Source organism: Paenibacillus sp. FSL H8-0280 (assembly GCF_045040665.1).
Taxonomy (GTDB): Bacteria; Bacillota; Bacilli; order Paenibacillales; family Paenibacillaceae; genus Paenibacillus; species Paenibacillus xylanexedens_A.
On record NZ_CP150296.1, the window covers coordinates 6001242 to 6025732 of the forward strand.

Sequence of the window (24491 nt, forward strand, 5' to 3'; positions counted from 1 at the left end):
CTCAATCGTCAAGCACAAGCCCGGCGGTTTATTTAAAATTTGAATATTTCACATTGTAAACGTTTACGATACTACCTCTCAATTATAAATGAACGGACAGACCGTTGTCTTGTGGCGCAATCATGAACACCCCTCTTAATACCATTATTAGCTAAAAAAATGTCTTGCCTGTGAAGGAATAAATTGGTATGCTGTTGTCCTTCTCTCTTTTCGCCTTGACTGAAGTGAACGGAAACGCCGTTCAATCCACTTATCGGAGGTGTCACATGCTTTATTTCACTCTGGCTTCCAAAGCCTACTCCCGGAATCTGCAATACCGCGGGGCACACATGGTACATAACTTGGCAAGCGCCATGTTTGGTTACATGTATGCCTGCCTCTGGATCGGCATCGGGGCCGACCATACTCTCGGGGAATACGGGACACAGGGGATGATCAGTTACATTGCGTTCACGCAATCCTCTCTCTGGATCTCGGGTTTTCTCACGAACGGATTGGGTATTCCCTTATCCGTCAGGACAGGGCAGATCGCACTGGATCTGATGAGGCCTGTTCATCTGTTCACCCACCTGATGGCACGCGAATGGGGGCAGATTGCCTACCAGTTCGTGTACAAAAGTATTCCGATCTACCTGCTTTTCTCCATTGTCTTTTCCCTGCATTGGCCCTCAGACGTTTCAACACTATTCTATGCCGCACTTGGTCTTGCCGGCGCCGCATACTTATCCATCTGTATGAACTACATCATTGGTGCCACATCGATGTGGACCACAGAGTCCTCCTGGCTTCACTGGGGCAATCACGCGATGATGAATCTGCTGGCTGGTTTTTTCATTCCGCTGGAATGGCTACCGAACTGGCTTGAACAACTTGCCTGGATATCACCCTACCCTTTCCTGCTCTATGTACCTACCCGAATCTATCTTGGTTTCGAAGATGGCTCCTTGTTATGGGGAACCTTGCTTTGGTGTGTCTTCATGACGTTGATCTGTCTTGCGATTACCCAAGTGTTACGTCGTAAAGTGGAGGTGCAAGGCGGATGAAGCGAACTTCCTGGTTCAATTTATATAAAATGCTCATTCGAACAAGCATCCGCAGCCGGATGCAATACAAGTTCAATTTCATCATGGCGTCCGTACTGGCCGCTTTAATCCAGATCTCCGAGTTTCTGATGGTTGCTCTCGTGCTGCACAAATTCGGTGCAATTAAAGGCTGGTCCCTCCATGAAATCGGTTATCTCTTCGCCATCATGACGTTATCCAAAACACTGTATCGAACGTTCGGCAATGAGGTTCACCATCTGGAAAAATATCTGGTTAATGGTGAGCTTGATCAACTGTTAACTCGTCCCATGCCCGTATTGCTGGCACTGCTGCCGCAAAACTTCCGCATCATGGCTGGAGAAGTCCTGCAAGGCGGGTTCATTCTCTGCTGGTCATTGGCAGGCATGATGCATAGCGGACAGATTGGCTGGGTAGCCATTCCCTTCTCCCTGTTCATTATCCTGACCGGTGCAGTCATTCTCTTTTCCATCGGACTTGCTACCGCCACACTCGGATTCTGGACCACACGTATCGAGGAATTACAGACGATCACTGAAGATGCCGCTCGAACGGCTGCCCAATATCCGCTAACGTTATATCCCAAATGGATGTCTGGCATTCTGTTAACGGTGATTCCGGTAGGATTCGTCAACTACATTCCGTCACTTTACCTGTTACGGGGTGAAGGAGGAGCGTGGATTCTTGTTGCTGTTGCGGCGGTTGCCGTACTGAGTTTGGCTGCAAGTCTGCGTTTCTGGCAATTCGGCATGACCAAATATCAAAGTACAGGTAGCTAAGGAGGCGTAACGAATCATGAACATGATCACAGCACGGCATCTGCAAAAGGAATTCAAGACTCCTGTTATTCGCGAAGGACGTTTCTCCGGTCTACGTACGTTATTTTCACGTGAATATGTGTCCAAGGAAGCGGTACGCGATATCAGTTTTGATATCGGCCCAGGGGAATTTGTGGGTTACATCGGTCCGAACGGTGCTGGAAAGTCTACCACGATCAAAATGCTGACAGGTATCCTGCACCCAACCTCGGGTGAGGTAAAGCTTGACGGTATGAACCCACATCAGGACAGGCGCAGGACCGTTGGTCGACTAGGTGTTGTGTTTGGACAGCGCAGTCAGCTCTGGTGGGATCTGCCCGTGAAAGATTCATATGATATTCTGGCCGAGATGTACGGCGTTCGTGCCGAGGATAAAAAGAAACGGCTGTCCCAGTTCGCCGAGCTGCTGGACCTTGAATCGTTCTGGGCCACGCCTGTCCGCAAGCTCTCGCTTGGACAACGCATGCGTGCCGATCTCGCAGCTTCCATGCTGCATGATCCCGAACTGCTTTTTCTCGATGAACCAACAATTGGACTGGATGTGAACGCAAAGCGGAATATTCGTCAATTTCTACGTACATTAAATGAAACGTTTGGCAAAACAATTCTGCTGACCACACATGACATGGACGACATTGAGCAGTTATGCAGCCGGGTCATGGTGATTAACCATGGTCAACTGACATATGACGGTACGATCTCGTCACTTCGCGAAACCATCGGACTACCTACGCTGATTCGGGTAACGTTCCGAGGAGAGTTTCACATCCCGGATGTTGTGTCGTCCGCGATACATATTACAGGAGTGGAAGGGCAGATTGTCACCGTCGAAGTGAACCGGAAGGAATGGAGCACAATGGACATTCTGAAACAGTTGGAGCACTGGGGTGAGATTGAAGATGTAGAGATGAAAGAACCCGATTTTGAAGATATCATTCATCGGGTGTATTAGTCGGTCCATTTTGTGAGGAAATAGGATGAAGAACTGTTCTTACGCCGTTACATGAAAGAGGGACATGGCGTACTGTAATAACGGAGGTGAAGCGTCATGCTTGTGACCAAACATGTCCTTCTAGCATCCACCGTACACGCTACTCCCTACTTCATTGTACGTGGCATGATGCCGGGACCCGTGATGTTCATTACATCCGGGGTTCACGGGAATGAAACGGCGAGTATGGCTGCTGCGCAAAAACTCGCAGATGATATTGCGACAGACCGTCATGCCATTCAGCGAGGGCTGCTGATTATCGTGCCACGCGTGAACCAGCAAGCCTACGCAAAGAAAATCAGAGGCAAGCCAGATCTGAATCGTACGTTTCCACGCCGTATGTCAGGCAAGGCCAAGCATCCATTGGCAGCGGCAGTTTTTCAGCTGGCGCGTGAACATCGGGCCGACTGGTGGCTCGATCTGCATGAAGCCAACGGCCTGTCACAGCTTAGTTCACGGGTGCTTGGACAGACGTTGATCACCAATCCCGGCAGTGGGACGATTACAGCTTGCAGAAGAGTTATCGAACGGATGAATCGGTCGATTGCCATTCGTGATCGTCATTTTAACCTCAAGCAGCATGAATTGCCGGGATCTGCCCGTACAGCGGCTTCAAGACTATTACAAGCCCGTTCCGTCACAGTGGAGACCTGTTGGAGTCTGAAACGCTCGACCCGTATCAAGTATCAGACAAAGATTGTGCACCATTTTCTGCGTGAAGCGGGTATGTCATGATCAAGACCATTAAGATAGATCAAAAAAAACCTCCAACAGAGAGCGCCGAAGTACATCCTCAGGTGATCTCTATTGGAGGTGTTAAATTTTGTTCCTCATTTCCCATTACTCTAATGACACTTCTGCGTTTATCTCTGCATCATGGCTTCCAGTATTTTATTACCCACGGGATCCAGCGGCATGAGTGGATAAAGGTCTTTTTTAGTTATAAACTTGAATATTGCATCCAGATACTCATCCACAATAGAGGCTGATCCAAAACAATAATTGGACAATAATACAACGCCTATACCCTGTTCCTTGTTTATAGCCAAATAACTGGAGAAACCAAATGTGCCACCGTTATGCCAGAGTATATTCTGATCTGAGATGTTATCACTAAACCAGGCGTAATGATGGGTTGAATCTCCAATCGTCATAGGAACATGACTTTTTTGTATTGCAGAGGCTATCGGATGATCATCATTAAGGTTGGCCTGAACAAATAAACTCATATCGTGAACAGATGACTTGATCGCCCCAGCCCCTGCATGTACACTAAGATCCCAGTGAGGGACTTTTTTCCCCGTTGACGTATGTCCATCCACAAATCTACCATTCTGTTCTGGATTCAACATAGCTGCTGTCTCCGTCATGTTTAATGGACCTGTGATATATTTTTTCAGCAGATCGTCATATGTACTTCCTGATACTTTACATAGGATATAACCCAGTAAGCCCACGCCGGTATTGGAATACTCAAATGAACCCATCTGATCCGTAAAGTCAGCATCGGATAAAAAAGCAAGTAAATCATCCTCGGTATAATCTGAATACGGATTCAATCGGTTTTTCGTGGGGTTCAGATTTGTGGCAAGTCTAGGTAATCCAGAGGTATGCGTCGCAAGACTTTTTAAGGTAACCTTATTCAAATAATCGTTTTTGCCATTGTGTATGTACTTGCCAACCGTGTCATCCGTGGAAAGCTGCTCTTGACGTTCCAATTCTAATAGAAGGATCGATGTAAAAAGTTTGGTTACAGAGCCGATTTCGAACAATCTGTGTTCGGGAGTAGCCACGCTCTTCTTTTTGGGATTGCCTAATGAATGATATTCGATATCTTCCTTCGTAATAACGCCAATCTCAAGATGCAGATGTTTCTTTCCTTTGATGTAATCGGATACAAAACCTTGTAAATCTATCATAGAAAATGTTACTCCTTTTGTGGTGTGAATTTCATTATTGAAATTATTGAAATCACGTTAACCACCATTATGTATTGGCAAACTACACTATGTATTCTTTCTAAATCTCCGATTCCCTGCTCAATAGTCCACTCCTGTTTTCTCCTAAACAGGAAAAGAGCCGCGATTACGGCTCTTTCTTTTGCACCCTGAACGATTGAATATAATTGTCGATATCGTCCTCCGGTGTATGCAACAGTCGTGCCAGATGAATCTGCATCTGTTCCAGATGGTCAATATGTGTCTGAATGTCAGCGATGCGTTCGCGTACAAGGGTTTTTAACGTATCCTTTTCCATGTCTTCCTGGCTGAGCAGTTGCAGGGTCTCCTGTATCTCCTTTAAGGAGTAACCCAGCAACTGGGCATCCTTAATGAACTTAATTTTGACCAGATAATCCTCGGTATACACCCGATATCCGTTGGAGGAACGACGGGGAGCAGGCAGAATTCCACTATCTTCGTAATAACGGAGGGTTGCCATACTTACACCGGTACGCTTGGCCAACATTCCTCTTGTCATGGTTTCCATGCCTACTCCTCCACCTTTCTGCGGACTTATTGCGTTTGTTTGTTGCGTATCTTAGTATATGTGGCATCATAGGTGGCCTCGGGAAATTGTGCTGAAGATCCTTGCAGCAATGGCTGCTCTTTTCCTTTCAGATAACGGTCAAAGAATGCCAGCGCATAGGATCTGGTTATATCCACATTATGTTCTGGCGTTATGCCTCTGGCAAATAGTTTCGGTGAAATCAACGATATATCCGTAAAGCTTTGATGGAAGAAATTATCCACCGTCAGATAATAGGTATCATTAAGACTACTCGTCATCACTCGACCCAGATCAGGCTTAAACTCTGGATAGGCTACTTTTTCCGTTTCGGTGGCTTCCGGTTCCAGACTTTTGGCGGTTCCACCCGACATGATATACATAAACGGCTGTTTCAAGGCTGTCGTGGATACTTCACCCCAAAACCCGCCTTCCAAACTCAGTCCTGCTTTTAATCGATCATCTTGTGCCAAAGCTTCCGCTGTCGTAGCTCCACCATAAGAGTGACCCATGATGCCGACGTGATCGAGATCAAGCTTTCCTTGCAGCAGTTGATTCGGGTCGTGTGAATTCCACTGGGTAAGCGTATCGAGAACAAAGCTTGCATCATCTGCACGTATGCCTATGCCTTCTACATTATATTGATATAATTCCGCTGACGTTGCAAATTCAGGGTCAGCCTGATAGGAAACTGCACGTCCATCGGGAAATGTCACTTGTGCTGACGTATAAGGGTGATCTATCCCCACGACAATGTAACCGTGGCTAACCAGCTCCTCAATCATCGTCATGCTCTGAAAACGGGCTGAGCGGATACCCGGCGAGAATAGCAAAACCGGATACTTGCTTTGGTCGGCGGACATCTCAGCTCCTTGCACCACATGTGTTGGAATGGTATCCAGATAACTGAACACCTGAGACGGAATGCCAAACACCAGACTGATCGCTTCTCCCAGTTCACTAGGATAATGCTCCAGCGGCAGCCCTTTGGCGGACTTCTGATCCACCGGGTACCATACATTAATCATAAGTTCACGTTTGTCTCCGGCCTCGGGTGTTTTGGTCTCTTCGCGAGATTCATCCACCAGGTGCTCAGAGAACGTGCCAATGGCATAGGTGCCGGTTGGTTCAGGCATCGTAAAAGCAGGTAAGAGCCAGGTCAGTATAATTGAACCTGCACTGAAGGCCAGAAGCAGAATCGATACCAGCGTCATCTTTATTCTTGAAGGACGGTTGGGTCTCCGCGCACTCTGAACATAACGGCCACCGCGGTATGATTTCATGAGTTGAATGATTAATGTAATGAATAATACAAGTGTAACAAGATAGGTTGGTATCATCTGCACACGAAATGAATTGATTAAGCCATGCAGAAGCACTGCCAGAATCAGAGCTGTGAGTGTCCCCACTGTCATTGCTCGGCGCTTCGGAAACACCAGCATGAGTACCGTAGCAGCTACGGTTACCAATACCAAAATCCATTCTAAAATTCTCATTATTCAGCCTCCAATATTTCTTGATAAAAAAAGAATAAACCTTGAAGTATACTTCAAGGTCAAGGCTGAATTATAGATAGAATTTTATCGTGGAATTCGTAAATCCCATTTGCGAAGTTCGGTCAACGTACACGTTCCGGACGAGAAAGCCTTGATACCTGTTGAGTTCCGCCCAGGATAGATCCGTCCTGTCATCACTTGCTCCCCCTGCTGAATGAACACCTCAATGGAGCTGACATCCATAAAAATATGAAGTTCCAGTTTCCCGTCAAGCAGTTCCACTGTTGCAGCTCGTTCTCCGCCCGGCCCTTGTCCGGCCTGCTCGCGATTCAAGCATAAACGACGCTGCTCTACATCATAGGAAATCACGGTTTCTTCATCCTCACCCGTGCGCAGCTTCAACCCGAAGTGTCGTGCCTGTTCCGCTTCAAATACAGCATACAGTTCATAACGGTCTCCGCTGATTCCAAGATCAAAATCATGTTCATCACCATTTAAATGTATACCATACTGCTCGTTTCCTTCCGACCTGTACTGTATAAGTTCGGGAAGCGGCCGGAATATCAATCGTTCTCCCCTGCGAATGAGTTGTCTCGGCAACGTCATCGCTCCAGCCCAGGCATGAGACTGTTGTGTCGGGATTTCCGTTTCCCACGTATCCATCCAGGCCATCATGATTCGTCGTCCCTGTGCATCCTCCATCGTCTGAGGTGCGTAAAAGTCGAAGCCGCAATCCAGCGGAACGTACTGCTCGTACTTCAGCACACCTTGGTCTTCATCCAACGTTCCCATCATATAAACGGTCGAATGCAAGTTGCGATAGTTATCTCCCTGTGCAGGCATGCGCTGCGGAGACATGATCAGCACATCTCGGCCATCCAGTGTGAACAGATCTGGACATTCCCAATTGTCACCAAGCGTCCCGTCACTCTGGGCCATGATGTTAACATAACTCCAATCCAGCAAGTCCGTTGAACGGTATAACAGAATGACACCTTTGCCCGCAGCATCATTTGAGCCAAGGACGCAATAGTACACACCGTTTCTTTCAAACACTTTTGGATCACGGAAGTCCTTGGGACTGGTATGCGCTGGGATTTGATCCAGCCGAATAACCGGATTCATCGCGCTTTTGACAAAATCAATCCCATTGTCCGAGACAGCGATATTCTGTGTCTGCAAGTAATCGTTATCCTTGTCAGGTCCAGTCACGACATGTCCCGTGTACATCAGCACCAATTTGCCATCCTGCACGATTGCACTTCCAGAGAAACAGCCTCCACTGTCGTAGCTCTGATCGGGTGCCAGGGCAACAGGCAGATAAGACCACGTAACCAAATCACGGCTCACCGCATGGCCCCAGTGCATCGGCCCCCATACCGGTTCGTAGGGATAATGCTGATAGAACATATGATACATCCCACCGAAGTATATGAAGCCGTTGGGATCATTCATCCAGCCCACCTCTGGCATCAAATGATAGGCCATTCGATAGGTTGGATCAACCTGATGTCGATGCGCCTTGATATATGCGTTGGCCCGGGGGAGTGTATAACTCTCCTTTGTTTGAGTCGAAGAACTCGTCAGTCCAAGATCTGTCTCTTGCCTTGTGTCTATATCCTGCTTCTCGTATCGTTCCTGGTTCATATGTCCTTCACTCCTGTCTCTCTCTATATCACCCAACTGAACTTATTTGATTGCCCCTTGCATGACCCCCTGAATAATGTACTTCTGCGCAAACAGATAAACGATCAGGACAGGCAGCAGGGTCAACACCAGACCAGCCATCAATGGACCGTAATCCACTGTATATGTCCCATAAAAATAAAACGTGGACAGCGGCAGCGTACGCTGCTCGGATGAAGTCAGCACCAAGGAAGGTAGCAGAAAATCATTCCATATCCACAGTACATTCAGCACGCTAATGGTTACGGTTGTTGGCAGTAACACCGGCAGTACGATGCGAAAAAAGGTTTGCACTCTGCCACAGCCATCCATTAGAGCCGCTTCTTCAAGCTCCAGGGGAATACTTTTGATAAAGCCATGGTAGATAAATACGGCAAGCGGACTGCCAAAGCCAATATACATGTAGATCAGCGACCACTTGTTATCCAGCAGGCTAAGCGAGCCGTATATTTTAACCAATGGAATCATAATGGCCTGGAACGGAATAATCATCGCAGCTACCATCAGGAAAAAGAGATACTGATTCAGCTTGCTTTTGTGACGAACAAAGTAATGGGCTGTCATCGCCGCAAAAAGAGCAATCAGTAATACACCTGCAATGGTAATGAGCAACGAATTGCTGAAGGCAGATACATATCCCATTTTATCAAACGCATTGACGTAATTATCGAATTGAAAGGAGCTTGGCAAGCCCAGCGGATCGGAGGTAATTGCCTGGTTAGCCTTGAACGAATTGACGATTAGAAGTACAAAAGGAAATACAAACAAAATCATCACAACGATTAATGCAATAAACTTCATCCAGTTGAGAATGCGCGATTGTCCAGCCATCATGCCTCGACCTCCAGTTTTTTGCTGAAATAGACCTGGAGCAATGTAATGGCGGCTACAAGGATAAACAGAACAAAGGCTTCTGCCTGACCCAATCCGTAGTCACGAGCAAGAAAGGCCTGCTCATAAACATGCATGGATACCATCTCTGTGCTCTTGAAGGGCCCGCCACTGGTCAGGGAGACGTTCAGATCATACACCATGAATCCCCGTTGCAGTGACAAAAAGATGCAAACAATAAACGAAGGAACCATCAGTGGCAATACAATGCGCGCCAACATTTTGCGATTACTTGCCCCATCAATGCTGGCTGCTTCCATAACATCCTTCGGCACATTCATCAGTCCTGCAATGTAGATAACCATCATATAGCCGGCATACTGCCAAACGGTCACCACAATGAGTGCCCAGAACGCTTTATCAGGGTCAGCCAGCCAGGAGGTGGAAAACAGAGTAAGGTTCATTTTTTGTCCTGCAAAAACGAGTACCTGATTAAAAATAAACTGCCAGATGAAACCAAGCACGATTCCGCCCACCAGATTCGGCAGGAAAAATCCGGCCCGAAACCAGCCCTGTGCCTTCATTCCCCGAGTTACAGCGTAAGCGAGCAGGAAAGCAACCGCATTGGTCAGCATAACGGTAATAAATACGTACTCCAGCGTCATCCCGAATGATTTCCAGAACACCGTGTCCTTGAACACACCGATGTAATTATCCCAGCCAACAAAGTTTTGATCGACTGCAATACCATCCCAGTTCGTAAACGTCAAATAAATACCATACAAAAATGGAATAATCATCACCGTAGCAAACGCAAATAATGTCGGGCCAGTAAAGATCAGGCGAGTGCGCAGACGTGTCCATAATCCTTTTTCGGTCAGCATTGTCATCCTCCACTCTATCCAAATGATTAGCCTGGCGGTTATTCCGGAAACAAGTCGAACAGACCTCGTGTGGAAGCTGTATGTTCATCATCTCCGGCTACCGCAAGTCTCTCTCTATGTGCTGCACAGGGCTATGATTAATTCCTTTATTTCACGTTGCTCCAGTATGCCTGAATTTCACTGGCAAGTCCGGCACGGTCAATGACGTCAGCCAAATATTTCTGCATGGATGCACCCAGTTTGGACCAGTGATCCGCGGGAAGTGTGCTCATTGATTCCTCGATTTTGCCTGCCTTGATGTATTCACTAATGGATTTGCCAAGCGGATCTGTTGGCTCTAGTGTAATGTTGCTGAATGCCGGAATAATACTGGCTTGATTCACCAGGAAATCCTGACCTTTTTCGTTATAAACGATCCATTCCAAAAATTTCTTCGCTGCTTCCTGCTGTGCTGGTGTGCTCTTCTCCTTATCCAGCAATATTCGTTTGGATACAGCAGCAGAGATTTGAGTATTACCGAAATCATCCGGATTATTGCTCACAGGTACCGGGAGGAAGCCATATTTTCCATCTGCTGTATCAAAGCTTGAAATTTGTGGCCATGCCCAGTTGCCCTGGAACCAGATGCCTACCTCACCCTTGCCAAGGACCTCAGGTCCACGCTCATAGGTTCCGGACAGTGGAGAAGCCTTGTCGATATTGTAGGTTTTCATCAGGTCAAATGTATCTAACAAGCCATTAAACACGGCGTTGGAAGCAAGGTCCACTTGACCTGCCTTCAGATCCGTAATGAATTGATCCACCTTCGCACGGTCCGCCGACTGGCCACCATATGCAAGCCCCAGATAGTGCGCACCAAGCGACCAATCCATCGGAGATACAATCAAAGGTGATTTTCCAGTAGCAGCAATCTTTTGGAAGAGCTCATCGAGCTGTGCGGTGGTCTGTACAGACTTCGGATCGAATGTCCCACCTACTGCCTGATCCAAAACATTCTGGTTATAGATGAATCCATATCCTTCAATAGAGAACGGGAAGGCATAGTTTTTGCCATCAAACGTTGTAGCCGCTGTGCTGTTCTCCACAGCATCCTTCATCCAAGACTCGGATGTGAGATCCAGAACACGATCCTTGAATTTCTCTACATCCCCTGTATCCAGCATCATCATCGTTGTAGGGCTGCCGGAGGCATACAACGCAGACGCTTTTTCAAACGGAGACTGTCCACTGCCTACAGGTACAATTTCGAGTGTGATATTTGGATTTTCGGCATGGAAGTCTTTAGCCGCTTGCTCCAGCTGACTGTTAATTTCCGATTTGGAATTGAGCATGGTGATTTTGACACTCTCACTGCTGCTACCCTCTGAGGAGGAGTTGGACTCCGTCGTTGCTTTACCTCCACATGCTGACAATACAAGCATTATAATCAATGACAATACCGATAATTTCATCCATTTTCGTTCTCTTTTCATCTTGTCATGCCCCCTGATCAATAGTATAAAAGGAAACGCTTACAAGACGAATTATAATGTCAAAGGTTTAACATGTCAATCGTTTGACATACTATTTTAAAAAAATAACGTGCCTTGATTTTTCCGTTGCAAAAGGACGAATAGAAAAAAACGACCTGTATCAGGTCGTCTCTCTCTCTACGATGGTAACCGGCAAAATATGCTCCATTTCGATCTTCTCTTCCGCAAGTTGGCGCCGAATCAGATCAATTGCCAGCTTAGCCATAGCCTCCACCGGCTGCCTGATCGTTGTTATGCCAGGCACCGTATACGCTGCCGCACGACTGTCATCATAACCTATAATAGCGATATCGTCGGGTACCTTGCGCCCACCTAACACGATCTGCTTCAGCGCATGCACCGCCATCAGATCACTCGTTACAAAGAGCCCGTCCACCTCGGGGTGTTGTGCAAGCAGCTTATCCACCAATTCCGTATACTGATGCTGGTCAAACACATTCAGATCGGTTTCATGAATCATGACCGGTTTGACTCCATGAGCCTGCAATGTATCAACGAAACCTGTCGTCCGGCGATTGGACAGCATTTGCAATTCCAAATTACCGCAGATATGTGCCAGATTCCGTCTGTTCTTCGAGAGCAGCAATTCAGCAGCCATAACCCCTCCCTGATAGTTATCAGATGAGATAAACGGGATGTCTTCACCGATCTTACGATCAAAGGTCACGATTGGGGAATGCAGATTCATATACTCATCAACTTCCAGTGTATGACTTCCCATAATAATGCCATCCACGCGATTACCCTTAAGCATTTCCACATATTCACGCTCTTTGGAAGGGTCCATGTGGGAATTGCATAACATAATTTTAAATCCATTCTGGTAAGCATGATACTCAACATAGCTAGCCAGTTCTCCAAAAAACGGATGGGATACATCAGGAATAATCAAGCCTATAACATTGGATTGCTTACGCAGAAGAGAACGGGCAATTTCATTGGGTCGATAATTAAGTTCGTCCATGGTTTGATACACTTTGTCCCGAGTCTTCTGACTGATATATCCCCGGTTGTTTAATACACGCGAGACGGTAGTTACAGAAACTCCTGCCCTGAGTGCAACATCATGAATAGTTGCCATAACACCCTCTTTTCCTACAACATTCTTCATACCTTTAACATTATAAACCCATTGCTAACCCTGAACCAAACCCTTGGTACCCGCCCATTGCTTCATTCCGCTACAATTCTCGCTCTCGGCATGCTATGCATAGCTCCGTGCGTAACATGGACCTGTACCACATACGTACCTGGTTCTTCAAAGGTATGCTGGATTTCATACAGCCCTTCCTCTGACTCAGTGGCAGTAATAGCCCCCTGATTCTCCAGTTCGTCCGCTGTCATCATACCTTGTTCCGGAGATACAGAAGGCGGATCATCAAGCTCATTCCAGATCTGGAATTGCACATGATCAGCCTGACTTAACGGTGCATCTCCCTGTGTAAGCTTCACCTGCAACCTTGTTGGTTTATGAAGAGAAGCCTTCTCTGGAACGTCAAGTTTCACTTTAATCATCTCTGGCATCTCGCCTGATTGTGACTGTTCTTCATAAGAGCATCCCACCGTCAGGAGGAGCAAAATAATGAAGGGCATGAACCAACGAGCTTGTCCGCTCATCACCATCTATCCTTTCTTATTAAGAAGATTTTGGTGTTTTGCCGATACCCCACAGCATCACGATGATGATAATAAAGGCGATCAGTGCCAGTAATGGAATCGTGATGAAACCAAACCAGTTCAAATAGTCGGTATAACATGGAACCTTACCGCACGCCACGGCATTACCTGTAGCCGAAAAAACACGCTGGATTGTTACATGATATAACGAAATGCCGCCACCGACGAAACTAAGTGGGAGTACGTATTTGGTGATGCCCACGTCATCCTTAAAGTAGGCAATGCCCAACAAGATGGTTAGTGGATACATGAATATACGCTGGTACCAGCATAGATCACATGGAAGATATCCCTTGATCTCACTGAAATAGAGACTCCCCCCTGTTGCAATAACGGAAACGGCCCAAGCAACAAATAACCGGGTATCCACATTTCTCGCTGGGCGCTCCGATTTTGATGATGTACTCATTCTTCTGTCCCCCTCTTCATTTTGCTTATACCAAATTATCATACATCATTCTAGACTCCATCGGCTATTCAAGCTGTTATGTAGGTCATTACTCGATGATTATACCAAATATTTGGAACTTTTGGGTGAATACAAAAAAGCTGCCGTATGGGGCAGCTCTTTTTGTTTTAAACTTGTTTCACTCTACTATTACATCGATTTCGTCAGCGTAATGGAACCATCTTTTTGTGCCCATTTCACGTCCCAGTTCAGAAGTTCAGCAATGAAGCGCAGAGGTACTTGCGTACGTCCATCTTTGTTAACAAATACCGTTGCACCCACGTTTTTCTTCACGCCGTTCACTTCCATAACGTTGTTGTTCACCCAGAATTCAAGCGTATCATCGCCAGCCATTACCGTTACTTGTTGTGCTTTTTTGTCCCATTTCACCGTTGCACCAATACCTTCACTCAAGAAACGCAGTGGAATGTATGTTGTGTTTTTCCAAAGCACTGGTGTGGTGTCCATGTTGGTTGTTTTGTCGTTAATTTTCAGCATTTTGCTGTTCAGTTGCATCCACACCGTTGTCATTTCTGGCGCTGGTGCAGGTGTTGCTGGCTCTTGGAATTTGTCATTGAATTGAGTCACGATGGCATTACCAAGGGCTTGACCTACACCAAACATCACTTTGAAGCCTTCACGATTTGTTGTGTAAGAAGCATCATAGTTACCTGCTGCATATTGATTCAATACGTTTTGTACTTGATTTTCATGCGTTGTCAGCGCTTGTTGTCCTGCTGCTTTTGGCAGATTGCCAGCTGTTGCTGAATCCAGGAATGTAGCGAACTCTGTTGTAAATCCATCAATACGTTTCTCTACTGCCGCACGAGCCGCAGCATCGTTGTTTTTAACAGCTTTTACATAGTCGCTTTGTGCATTAACGTGATTCGTTACCCAAATTTTCTCGAAAGCATTGGCACCATCGTTACCGTAAACGGAAGCAATCGCTGCTTTGAAGTCAGCTGTGTTTCCAGCTTCAGCAGTAACGAGTGCGTTGGAAGCGGCTGTACGTCCATCAAATTCCTCTTGCATTTGCAGAGCCGAAAGTGCAAAGTGTTCGGAAGCCAAGTGGTTGAGTGCAGATCTCAGATCAGCTGCTTTTGTATCCGCTTTGGTATTTTCGAATTTCTCAGGCATTTGTGTCGTAATTGCTGTGGAGAGTGCCTTACTTACGTCGAACATTTCTTTGAAACCTTCACGGTAAGCCTTGTATGCATCACCGTAATCTCCAGCTACATACTCATCGAATACTTTTTGCACGAGATCTTCATGTACTTTCAGCGCCTGTTTGGCTGCTGCTTTTGGCAACTTGCCTTCGGTTGCTGTACTCAGGAATGTGGAGAACTCATCCACAAAACCGTTGATGTTTGTCTGTGCTTGTTTGATCCCAGCCTGGTTGCCCATTTTGGTTGCTTTCACCAGATCATCTGTGTATTTGTTATGAGCGCGGAAGATGCGTTCGAATTCTTTGGCACCTGCATCACCGTATAGGGAAGCGATTGCTGGTTGCATATCCAGTGCATTCTGGTCGAGTGCTTTGTAGGCTGCATCTGCATCTTTTGCTCCGTCATAGGCTTTCGCCATTGCCGTTACTGCGAGTGCAAAGTGCTCGGACAACAGGTGGTCCAGGTTTGCTCTCAGATCAGCCGCAGGTGTGTTCACGGATGCTTTCATCATGGTCATTGGTGTCTGTGGTGCGGCAGCTGCTCCAGCGATCCCCGGCATCAACAGTGTCAAGCTAAGTACAGGTGCGATAAATTTCTTCATTTTCATTTTCATTACGTGTTCACTCCTCGATTATGTTTTGTGTATAATTTTTTTCCTCGTCGTTGTATTCATAGGGTGTAACGCAGGGTTCTCTATTCTGGATCACTCTGTGGGCAAAAAAAATTCGCAACCTTCAGTGAAGAAAGCTGCGAACGCCTGTTGTATCAAGGTTTTTTTGAATTAAAAAAATATAAAATTGTAGTGATCTTTCCGATCCAAGACCACATACATACTGTAATATAGATACTTCATTTTCCTTTATTTCTCAACTAAAGCTTACATCAAAGGTTATCCTGAAGTACAATAAAGACATATCATATTATTCGCGAAGGAGGTCCATTCATGACCTGGTTGCCTTATGTTTTAATTGTAGGTATCGCCTTGTTTGGAGGTATTGCTACCATGATCATCGGTAATTCCAAAGCCAATCAGACCAGCAACCCCGAATATGACCGCCGCACAAAGCAAAACCTAAGCAAACTTTCCTATGTATATGTTGGTGCGATTGTACTTGGTTTTGGCGGACTAATCCTCTATCTTTTTAACTAAAATGTTTCGATTTGGCAAAGAATACGCTCAAACATGCCAAGCATCTTCAGTTTTCGTTCTACATATCCAATGGTTGAGGGGCCAACTCCCCTCTCCCTGATTACTGCCAAAAATCCGCGTAACATCCATACTTGTAACTGTTCGTAAAGCTGCCTCCTGTTAAAATCAGCATTCTCCTGCACATAACCATCTTCAAAATCAGCCATAATCTTTCCAAGTTCTTGCCTATGTGTTGACGAGGGAATTGTAGAAGTCAGTACAGCTGCCAGATCGAAATGATGATCATCCATTCTTACTTCACCGAAATCAATAATGTAGATGGACTCTTCTGTAAACAACAAATTCCACATGCCCAGATCCCCATGAATGACTAAATGGTTCGTCTTGCGAAATTCCAGACACTCCTCTGTAAGCTGGGCTAACGTACGAATTTGTTCAGATGACGAGGCTAACACTACATTGGAAACCTCACGCCATAATTGAGATAACTCGAAACGATCTTCCATACCAGCAACCTTAATATGATTCGTCATACGATGAAAAAGACCGATCACCTGACCTAACCGAACAAAGTCAATGTTACTTTGGGAACGCGGAAGCAAATTCTCTATGTAGATCTGCAAATTATAAATCTCATAATTATATGTAATATACGGAATCTTATATTTTGTCTGTACCATGGATGGTGAAATGTTTACGGATGCCAATGCCTTAACCATTTCATACTCAATCCACGCCTGTTGTTCGTTCCTCAGTTTACGTAAAACGAACTTACCTTGTGTAGACTCGATCAGCATCGCTTTAGAACTATTACCGTGTTCTATGGCATTAAATCCTACAATATTCCCAATATCATATTGAACTGCCACGTAATGAAAAATTGTCATGCCTTCACCTCGTTTCCTGATCCTAAGCGATCTATTCAACAGACAGATGCTAGTCTCCTTTATATACACACATGTTTACAAGTTGGAGATAATTCAGAATTATTCTGGATATGTTCGGGGTTTAATATAAAGCCATAAGGGACAGCGAGCCCATTAAACAAAACTAACCCCCAACTTGAAGGAGAGATATATGATGAAAAAAAACATGAAGAAATCCGTAGCTACGATGATGGTACTGGGCATGACATTAACAGGAGCAACGGGTGTATTTGCCGGAACGCAACTGGAGAAAATCTCTGCATACCTTAACCATGGAATCAGCTTTAATGTCGATGGCGCGGCTTACTCACCAACGGATGGCAATGGCAACAAACTTGCTCCAATTACCTATAACAACTCCACTTATCTGCCTGTACGTGCGCTTGCCGATGCGTTGCATGTACCCGTATCCTTTGACGGCAAAAAAGGGCAGGTTATTATCGGCCAAGCAACAAGCAATCCATCAGCCTTGACGAATGTAACGTATAGCGCAGCACAAAAAGAGGTGATTCAAAAAGCTTTTGCACAATTCGATGGGTTCGAGACCGCTTATGCACCTCAGCAGATGCTCGCAGGTGACACGTTCAAAAGTGTAGGTGCGGGTGGCGACGGCGTCAGCTTTATTTTCAGCCATATGAAAGTGGACGTGTCTCCAAGAGATTATTCGAACGGTTATACGAGCAAAGACGTGAAACTGTCCAATGGCGTTATCGCCAAATGGTACACACCAGATCAAACGGGCATGCTCACATTCCAACTGGATGATCGCTACGTTACCCTTAGCTCGCCGGATCATAAGCTGAGCCAAGCTCAGCTGCAACAAGTCGCTGTCTCTGTTCAGAAGGCAACTGGCAACAACGATCAAGGGATCACTGCATTCGCAGATGTGAACTATAGCAAACAACAATTGGATAACATTCGCAAAGCATTTGCGAAGTTTGACGGGTTCACCACAGCCTATGCTCCACAACATATGGTTGCTGGAGATACGTTCAAAAGCGTAGGTGCAGGCGGTGATGGTGTAAACTTTGTTTTTAATCGTATGAATGTAACGGTATCCCCTAAAGATTACTCGTTCAGCTATGATGGCAAAACGGTAAAACTGCCTAATGGCGTATCAGCCAAATGGTACACACCAGACCAAACGGATATGCTCACGTTCAAGCTGGATGATCGTTATGTAACTATCAGCTCACCGAATAACCAATTGACTCACACTCAACTCGAGCAAATGGCGGTATCTGTACAAAAAGTGAAATAAACAAAAATAAACATACATCATTTCGGTCCCGCTCTATGAGCTGGGGCTGATTTGATGTGTGTTACGTATGCTCAAACTCTGCACAAAGACCTCTTCCTGTTCGTCTGTCCCTATCCTGCAATTAACTTTCTGCCTTATTCATGACCTGGCGAAGCCAGTAATACCGATGCAAGTCCATGATAAAATGAAACACCACAAAAGCCAGCATAATGTATACACACATTAGCACAACAGCCACAGTCTGCTGTGTAACAAAGGCCAGTGAAATATTGGCCAGGAGATATGCTCCGCCCGTAATCATCGTTATTGTGGCAACAGGCACACCCGTGCTTTTATCCCCTTTTTTACGCTGAGGGGGATGCTGCAGCTTACGCAAATGAAACTTCACGTACTGGAACAAGGCAAAACCATATACCACAAATGATCCAATGGCGTACCAAGGTGTCGACAGACCAAGTGTCCCGTAGGCAAACTTCTGTATAATCACCATAAATCCCACAGAACAAACGATGCCAAATACACCTCGGAACAATACATAATTCAGTTGGAGTCTGCGTGGGGCAGCAATCAGGGCAATCGCCCATATATTCATAAAGGCTAGTGGTGGCACGAGAATATACGCATACAGCGATTGGAACGGGACACTGAACACTGGAATAAGCAGAAATACGTTAAGAAAAAACAGGACAAGTATGCCTGCACTCAACCGAATACCATCTACGGCATAGATAACATAAGGTGAATCTTCATACGGTTTTGAACGTTTATTGTTCGCCATAATAGCTCTTCCTTGATAGATTCGTTTCGTCATGATTACAATGCCAGTTCAGCCAAACGAATAACCCTGCGATACACCATCGTATCCATCAGATCCTCCCAATCGAGCTCACTGGCATTAACGTCTCGATAATATACCGCAGCAGCAGGCAAGAAACCAACCAGCGGCCCTGTACCACCACATATCAGACTTCCGCCGTCTCCGCCTTTGGGCATCACATCCCCAGCCGAATCCAGTGTAAGCTCATACTTGTAGGGATCACCGGCAAATTGCACTCCGAAGAAATTCGGCAGTTCTAGATCATAAGGACGACCATCCTTTTCTTCAACCCGTGAAGAGGCCGTCTCTGCCGATCCATCCACAATCTCATCCATGCCTTCCAGACTTCCAAAGTGCTTCAATCTCATCGTATAGTCGAAGCTGTCACCCCAGGGAAATAACGTGCGACAACCGCCGCCATAGATATACTCCCATTCGTCTTCGGTCAGCAAACCAAAGCCCGCCGCTGCTTCCTCCCTCACGACGTCCTCCAGTTCTATTCCTTCGTTGAACCACAGGATTCGCACTTCATCTTCACTTTGACGAATCAGACGGAATTGTTGATGCAATTCATATTCACGTATATCCGACTGCTTAAACTGCTCCAGTGCTGACGGGAAATCAGGATCTTCCTGTGCAAATGCTTCCTCCTCGGACACTTCAATCCAGCCTAGCGAGATCAGTTCGCATTCAACAAGCATCGGCGCAATAGTAATTTCTCTCACGGGTGACATTTGACTCGCCAGAAACGAATCCACATCCTCGACACCATACTCACTGACCGTTTCATGCAAGTCGGTTGAGGTCTCTTCGTTCATACCATGCTGCCAACGATCCCAGCCGAGTGTTACTTGATCCCCAGGCACAAACACAAATCTCAGCCCATCCTCCGTAAATACACCTGTCTCCATCCGCAACCCGAATCTTTCAAATGTCTCGAGACCCTCATATACCATAGCATCTGGTAACTGACGAACAAGCTTACGCATCCAAGCCTCTTTGTCCTGAGCATTCAACCCCTGCCACATGTTTCGTCTCAATGTTTCCATAATTCTCCCCACCTTTCCTTATACACTTTCACTTCTCTAAAATGCTTCACTGGCTGGCACAGCACAATCTTACTTGTCTTGTTTACATTTTTATTTCCCTGCGGCCTGCAACAGTTCCAGCAATAATTCCTTCCGTCTTCCCTCCGCTTTGCGAGCGAGCGTTGTGAGCTTCTCCACTTTACCGAAGATCGGATAAAGCACATGTTCTGCCTCATAACTTTCGAGTCCTTGAATCTGTCTAACCAACTGTTCGAGTATTTCCTCATTCTCCAGCTCGGGCTGAATCTTAAGCTTCAGACTATCCGTCGAACGACGCAAGCTGGCGACTAACGCAGGTATGGATTGAACCGTTACACCCTGTTTTTCTACAAATGCCGCAATGAACTTATCCTGTATTAACTGATGCTCATCATCCACTTCACTCATGTAATATTCAACCAGCGGGAAATACCGCTCATCCACGAGCCCCAGTCCAAAGGTTGCATAACTGCCTGGCATACAGCTTTTCTCTCCCTCGGTATCCTCATAAAACTCAAACTCTTGGATAGCCTCACGCGCATACTCTTCCAGAAGTGGATGCAACTCCGGGTACTCCAGTGCATTGGCAAAGAATCGGTGGGTATCCGATTTCGCGAGTCCTTTGATCGGCAAATACTGCTTTACGCTGGACTTGAGCTTGATCTTATAACCTTTCGGAAAGCCCTGTTTCAATAAATGAGTGATAAAGGTAAGTGCCTGTTGATAGGCAACAGCCTCTTCCTTACGAATGTGAATGGTCATCAGAGCAAATACATCATTTGCTTTGCATTCCACTTCTTCCGTTTTCACATGAATATCGTCCTTCGCATACGTTCCGCTGCCTTCTGTCATCATACGTGCCGCACGTTTGCTACCGAGTTGCTTAGCGAGTTCCAAGAAAGTCACACCTTTGGGTTTACTATAACTCGGCTCAAAACGTAGAATCATGACCGCCGCGTATAATAGCAGATCGATTGGTTGAGTTTCGGATGTTTGCGCCTTCCCAGTCTCGTTCAAATGTCGGCCTGCCTGAGTCTCAACGTTCGACTCTAGCGTTGTTCCTGGTTTTAGTGAATACTCATTGGTACGATAAGGCGAAGACTGAACATCATAATACTGTGGCAAAAACTGATTCTCCGCCCATGCCGTCACCGCGCGAGTGATCTCACCACGATGTTCCACCATTGCCTCCGGACGCCCCTGATTCAACTCTTGTATCCGGTCATACTGCCCGATCGTCCATGCTACATCCAACTCCGGGAACAGCTTTGGATCGAGCAGATGACTCGTCAAAAAGAAGGATTCCAATGGCTTCGTTGGATATGTACTGTTCTCCAGATTCTTGTCTACATAGGTATGAATACGCTCAAGGAGCATCGCTCTTTTCTCTTCGTTTATCCATTCAAATAAAGTCAGTTGCAGCTTGCCTTCGGTTGTTGGGAATTTCCCTCGCAAGGTGAAGCGGTAGTCAATCAACGGAGTATCTGCCAGCTTGTCCAATCTTCTCTGAACAACCTCTACAAGCTTAGGCCCAATCTCGTTACGTACCTGTTCCACGGTAAAGGCTCCTGCCTGCTTTGATTTCACATCATCATCCAAACCCAGATCCAGGCTGTCTACCGTGGTCCGTCCAGGTCTGTAATCCAGTACAATATCATTGAAAATACCCATTTGCAGCGTGGTTCGCTTCACAACACTTTCCAGGTCATCCCGCTTTTGCTGTTCATCAAACCATTCATGGAGCGTCGTTATCATCTCTTCCATCGCCTGATCATAAAGTGTACTCATCTAATCTCCTGCCTTCCCATGCATCTTATGATGTTCATCAACCACACTTGAACCTCTATTCATCCCGGATTAGTCCGAGGTATCTATGTTATAAATACGTATTGATGTTCGTATATTACCTATTATTTTACTCTCTCAAGTACAACGGAACAATAAGGCTTACGCACGGTTGCTTGCTAGTAAGAGAGATCTACGGATTCCTTTTTTTTCATATCTATGTATGCTCTCGGTATGCCCTCGCTATCATCATCCCCACGTTGTATAATCATTGTATTCCTTTTCAGGAGGTCCGACTAAATGAGCTACAGCAAATACTTCCCCTTGGAAAACTACTTGAATCAAGTTTCAATCACCCTTACATACGCAGAGCTTGAGGAGATTCTCGGATTTACGTTACCCCCTACTGCGTATAATCGCGAACAATGGTGGGTGAATAATTCTAATAATCATACACAGGCACTATCCTGGTTAAATGCAGGATGGAAGGTTGAGAATGTGATTCTAGGAAAAAACGTTACCTTTGTCCGTTGCGAGTCATAATCGATCTGTCCGATATAGATTGGTTGCTATAACTCCTAAGACTCTATTTTTCTATAAATGTTATTCGAGACAAAAAAGCAGGGTAGACTGATAAATTCATCAGTTCTCCCCTGCTTTGTTGATTAATTTACTGTCTTATACCACTCGTTCACTTCGGCAGTGATATCATCCCCACCCATGGATTTCCACTTTGTCACAAACGCATCAAATTCCTCAATGCCCACCTGACCATAGATGATCTTGCTGAACGTATCCTTCTCCAGCTTGTCGATCGCATCCTGTTTCATTTTCATCGTCTCGGTCGGTGCTCCCGTGAACTTGCTCTTGATCGCGTTATCTTTATTCGCAACGACGACTTCAGCGGCTACAAACACTTCCGGTTTGTTGGCAATTTCCGTATTTTTCTCAAAAGGAGTCTCCGGCTCCTTACCCTTCGCAAGTTCCGCCAGCGTATCCATCATGAGATTCGGAATCCGTGCACCGTCATACGTAATTGTATATTTGAGTGGTGATACGCCGTCCTTCACTTCAGCTTCACCAACGACTTTACCGTCCACAATATCATAGTCATATCCTTGCGCGAAGCCATGTTCAAATTCGCTGCCCACTTCTGGATTGGCAAAGTTGTCGAACAGATAATTTTGATACGTGAAGAAAATCTCCGGGTTCACCATGTCTTTGTTAATCAGCACTACCCCGTTACTCGCACCAGATCCATGTTGGTGGCTCTCGCCTGTTGGTCCAGTAGGTAAAGCAATGGCCTTGTACGTGGCACCATCCACATTTTTCTTCACATCATCAATTGGCCAGTTCGGCATCCAGTGTGGTCCCACGATAATGCCAGCTTTGCCTGCGGTGAACAATTCTGCTGCTTTGATCTCGTCATACACACCCGCTTCTTTGGGCAGATAGCCTTTGGACAACCAATCTTTCATCGTCGCGAGACCTTCCTTCACACCTGGCTGAATGGAGCCATATTGCAGTGTTCCGTCTCCGGCATCATTCCACTGTCCAGGCATCGTGTTGTACATGCCGAAGATCCAGCCGGATTCCGTCATCCAGGTATTGAGCGCATTTTTCATACCCACGGTCAGACCATACGTATCTTTTTTGCCGTTCCCATCCGGGTCTTGATTCGTAAAAGCATCCATGACCGTAACCAGCTCATCCATGGTTTTTGGTTCTTCCAGTCCCAGCTTCTTCAGCCAGTCTTCCCGGATAAACATGACCGAATCGCCGTTGTAGGCATAATCGAAGATTGGAATGCCATAACGCTCGCCCTCATACATGTACGGATACCATTCCTCCGGCGCCGATTCAGATGCCTGTTTCCATGTGTCCGAAGCGTATTTGTCAAACAGCTCGCCTGCATTCGCAAACTTGCCGGACTCAATTAATTCCCGTACCAGATTGTAATCCCCCCGAATGGAGACGATATCCGGCAGTTCTTCGTTAGCGGACAGGGACAAGCGTAATTTCGTGTAAAATGCATCATTGGTCACCGATACAGCCCACGGTGTGGTCAGATCGATGCCAAGTCGTTCCTTGGCCCATTTGGTATGCACATTGTTCTGGGCCGTTTCCCCGTTCTTAAATTTCGTATCATCATTCCAGGCCCGCAAATAACTCATCTGTACCGCCGGTTCATACTTCCCGTCTTGCAGAGCAAGTGGTGTAGCGGCTTCCTTCGCCGGTTCTTCCTTGGCCCCCGAACTACATGCCGTTACAGCAACCATCGTGATTGCGAGCAATGCCGTCATCATTTTTCTATACATGAACTAACCCCTCCTCAGGTAACTTGGATACCCTTATATGCCAAATGCACCTCTGCATGTGGCATTATGCAC

General features: G+C 46.1%; 23 protein-coding genes. 7 read left to right on the top strand and 16 right to left on the bottom strand.

Annotated features, from left to right (window positions below; translation table 11 throughout):
• Positions 1–266 precede the first annotated feature (266 nt).
• The 4 genes from MHI12_RS26230 to MHI12_RS26245 all read left to right on the top strand — a co-directional run bounded on the left by MHI12_RS26230 (position 267) and on the right by MHI12_RS26245 (position 3605).
• Positions 267–1043: an ABC-2 family transporter protein gene (locus MHI12_RS26230; RefSeq protein ID WP_036606839.1), complete on the top strand. Its 777-nt coding sequence runs from the start codon at positions 267–269 to the stop codon at positions 1041–1043.
• Positions 1040–1840, top strand: a complete 801-nt coding sequence (locus MHI12_RS26235; RefSeq protein ID WP_340028325.1) for an ABC-2 family transporter protein — start codon at positions 1040–1042, stop codon at positions 1838–1840. The genes MHI12_RS26230 and MHI12_RS26235 overlap by 4 nt, the downstream gene beginning before the upstream one ends.
• 22 nt (positions 1841–1862) lie before the next feature.
• A complete protein-coding gene (locus tag MHI12_RS26240; protein ID WP_405173057.1) occupies positions 1863–2831 on the top strand; it encodes an ATP-binding cassette domain-containing protein in 969 nt (322 codons plus the stop codon).
• A 96-nt stretch (positions 2832–2927) separates the two neighbouring features.
• A complete protein-coding gene (locus tag MHI12_RS26245) occupies positions 2928–3605 on the top strand; it encodes a succinylglutamate desuccinylase/aspartoacylase family protein (RefSeq protein ID WP_405170736.1) in 678 nt (225 codons plus the stop codon).
• Positions 3606–3733: 128 nt separating this feature from the next.
• Here MHI12_RS26245 and MHI12_RS26250 read toward each other — a convergent pair whose 3' ends face one another.
• From MHI12_RS26250 to MHI12_RS26300, 11 genes are all read right to left on the bottom strand, one after another.
• Positions 3734–4789 (bottom strand): serine hydrolase domain-containing protein, encoded by a 1056-nt coding sequence (locus MHI12_RS26250; RefSeq protein ID WP_405170737.1) that lies wholly within the window; start codon positions 4787–4789, stop codon positions 3734–3736.
• Between the two features lie 166 nt (positions 4790–4955).
• Positions 4956–5357 (bottom strand): MerR family transcriptional regulator, encoded by a 402-nt coding sequence (locus MHI12_RS26255; RefSeq protein ID WP_127546637.1) that lies wholly within the window; start codon positions 5355–5357, stop codon positions 4956–4958.
• Positions 5358–5383: 26 nt separating this feature from the next.
• Complete coding sequence (locus tag MHI12_RS26260) at positions 5384–6871, bottom strand: alpha/beta hydrolase family protein (protein WP_405170738.1); 1488 nt, start codon at positions 6869–6871, stop codon at positions 5384–5386.
• 84 nt (positions 6872–6955) lie between these two features.
• Complete coding sequence (locus tag MHI12_RS26265; protein ID WP_405170739.1) at positions 6956–8518, bottom strand: glycoside hydrolase family 32 protein; 1563 nt, start codon at positions 8516–8518, stop codon at positions 6956–6958.
• 42 nt (positions 8519–8560) lie between these two features.
• The gene (locus MHI12_RS26270; RefSeq protein WP_397387109.1) at positions 8561–9391 is read right to left on the bottom strand and encodes a carbohydrate ABC transporter permease; all 831 of its coding nucleotides are present in this window, start codon (positions 9389–9391) and stop codon (positions 8561–8563) included.
• Complete coding sequence (locus tag MHI12_RS26275) at positions 9388–10272, bottom strand: carbohydrate ABC transporter permease (RefSeq protein ID WP_405170740.1); 885 nt, start codon at positions 10270–10272, stop codon at positions 9388–9390. Before MHI12_RS26275 ends, MHI12_RS26270 begins: the two co-directional genes overlap by 4 nt.
• Before the next feature lie 146 nt (positions 10273–10418).
• Positions 10419–11744 carry an ABC transporter substrate-binding protein gene (locus MHI12_RS26280; protein WP_405170741.1) on the bottom strand — a complete coding sequence of 442 codons (1326 nt, stop codon included), beginning with the start codon at positions 11742–11744 and terminating at the stop codon, positions 10419–10421.
• A gap of 160 nt (positions 11745–11904) precedes the next feature.
• Positions 11905–12885 carry a LacI family DNA-binding transcriptional regulator gene (locus tag MHI12_RS26285; RefSeq protein WP_091038467.1) on the bottom strand — a complete coding sequence of 327 codons (981 nt, stop codon included), beginning with the start codon at positions 12883–12885 and terminating at the stop codon, positions 11905–11907.
• Between the two features lie 92 nt (positions 12886–12977).
• Positions 12978–13421: a FixH family protein gene (locus MHI12_RS26290; protein WP_338588589.1), complete on the bottom strand. Its 444-nt coding sequence runs from the start codon at positions 13419–13421 to the stop codon at positions 12978–12980.
• A gap of 19 nt (positions 13422–13440) precedes the next feature.
• Positions 13441–13890: a disulfide oxidoreductase gene (locus MHI12_RS26295; protein WP_405170742.1), complete on the bottom strand. Its 450-nt coding sequence runs from the start codon at positions 13888–13890 to the stop codon at positions 13441–13443.
• 189 nt (positions 13891–14079) lie between these two features.
• Positions 14080–15702, bottom strand: coding sequence for a copper amine oxidase N-terminal domain-containing protein (locus tag MHI12_RS26300; protein ID WP_405173058.1), 1623 nt, complete (start codon positions 15700–15702; stop codon positions 14080–14082).
• Between the two features lie 336 nt (positions 15703–16038).
• Between MHI12_RS26300 and MHI12_RS26305 the strand changes: the two genes are divergently transcribed.
• Positions 16039–16245: a hypothetical protein gene (locus tag MHI12_RS26305; RefSeq protein ID WP_017692174.1), complete on the top strand. Its 207-nt coding sequence runs from the start codon at positions 16039–16041 to the stop codon at positions 16243–16245.
• On the opposite strand, the gene MHI12_RS26310 is transcribed toward MHI12_RS26305, so the two are convergent.
• Complete coding sequence (locus MHI12_RS26310; RefSeq protein WP_405170743.1) at positions 16242–17132, bottom strand: phosphotransferase; 891 nt, start codon at positions 17130–17132, stop codon at positions 16242–16244. The two genes, MHI12_RS26305 and MHI12_RS26310, sit on opposite strands and share 4 nt — an antisense overlap.
• 190 nt (positions 17133–17322) lie before the next feature.
• Between MHI12_RS26310 and MHI12_RS26315 the strand changes: the two genes are divergently transcribed.
• Complete coding sequence (locus MHI12_RS26315; RefSeq protein WP_405170744.1) at positions 17323–18432, top strand: hypothetical protein; 1110 nt, start codon at positions 17323–17325, stop codon at positions 18430–18432.
• Between the two features lie 121 nt (positions 18433–18553).
• On the opposite strand, the gene MHI12_RS26320 is transcribed toward MHI12_RS26315, so the two are convergent.
• The 3 genes from MHI12_RS26320 to MHI12_RS26330 form a co-directional block, all read right to left on the bottom strand.
• The gene (locus tag MHI12_RS26320; protein ID WP_405170745.1) at positions 18554–19210 is read right to left on the bottom strand and encodes a hypothetical protein; all 657 of its coding nucleotides are present in this window, start codon (positions 19208–19210) and stop codon (positions 18554–18556) included.
• A gap of 35 nt (positions 19211–19245) precedes the next feature.
• Positions 19246–20298 (bottom strand): hypothetical protein, encoded by a 1053-nt coding sequence (locus tag MHI12_RS26325; RefSeq protein WP_405170746.1) that lies wholly within the window; start codon positions 20296–20298, stop codon positions 19246–19248.
• Positions 20299–20388: 90 nt separating this feature from the next.
• Positions 20389–22104: a DUF6138 family protein gene (locus MHI12_RS26330; RefSeq protein WP_405170747.1), complete on the bottom strand. Its 1716-nt coding sequence runs from the start codon at positions 22102–22104 to the stop codon at positions 20389–20391.
• 297 nt (positions 22105–22401) lie between these two features.
• Between MHI12_RS26330 and MHI12_RS26335 the strand changes: the two genes are divergently transcribed.
• Positions 22402–22644, top strand: coding sequence for a hypothetical protein (locus tag MHI12_RS26335; RefSeq protein ID WP_047841627.1), 243 nt, complete (start codon positions 22402–22404; stop codon positions 22642–22644).
• A 122-nt stretch (positions 22645–22766) separates the two neighbouring features.
• On the opposite strand, the gene MHI12_RS26340 is transcribed toward MHI12_RS26335, so the two are convergent.
• Positions 22767–24419 (bottom strand): extracellular solute-binding protein, encoded by a 1653-nt coding sequence (locus MHI12_RS26340; RefSeq protein WP_405170748.1) that lies wholly within the window; start codon positions 24417–24419, stop codon positions 22767–22769.
• Positions 24420–24491: the final 72 nt, after the last annotated feature.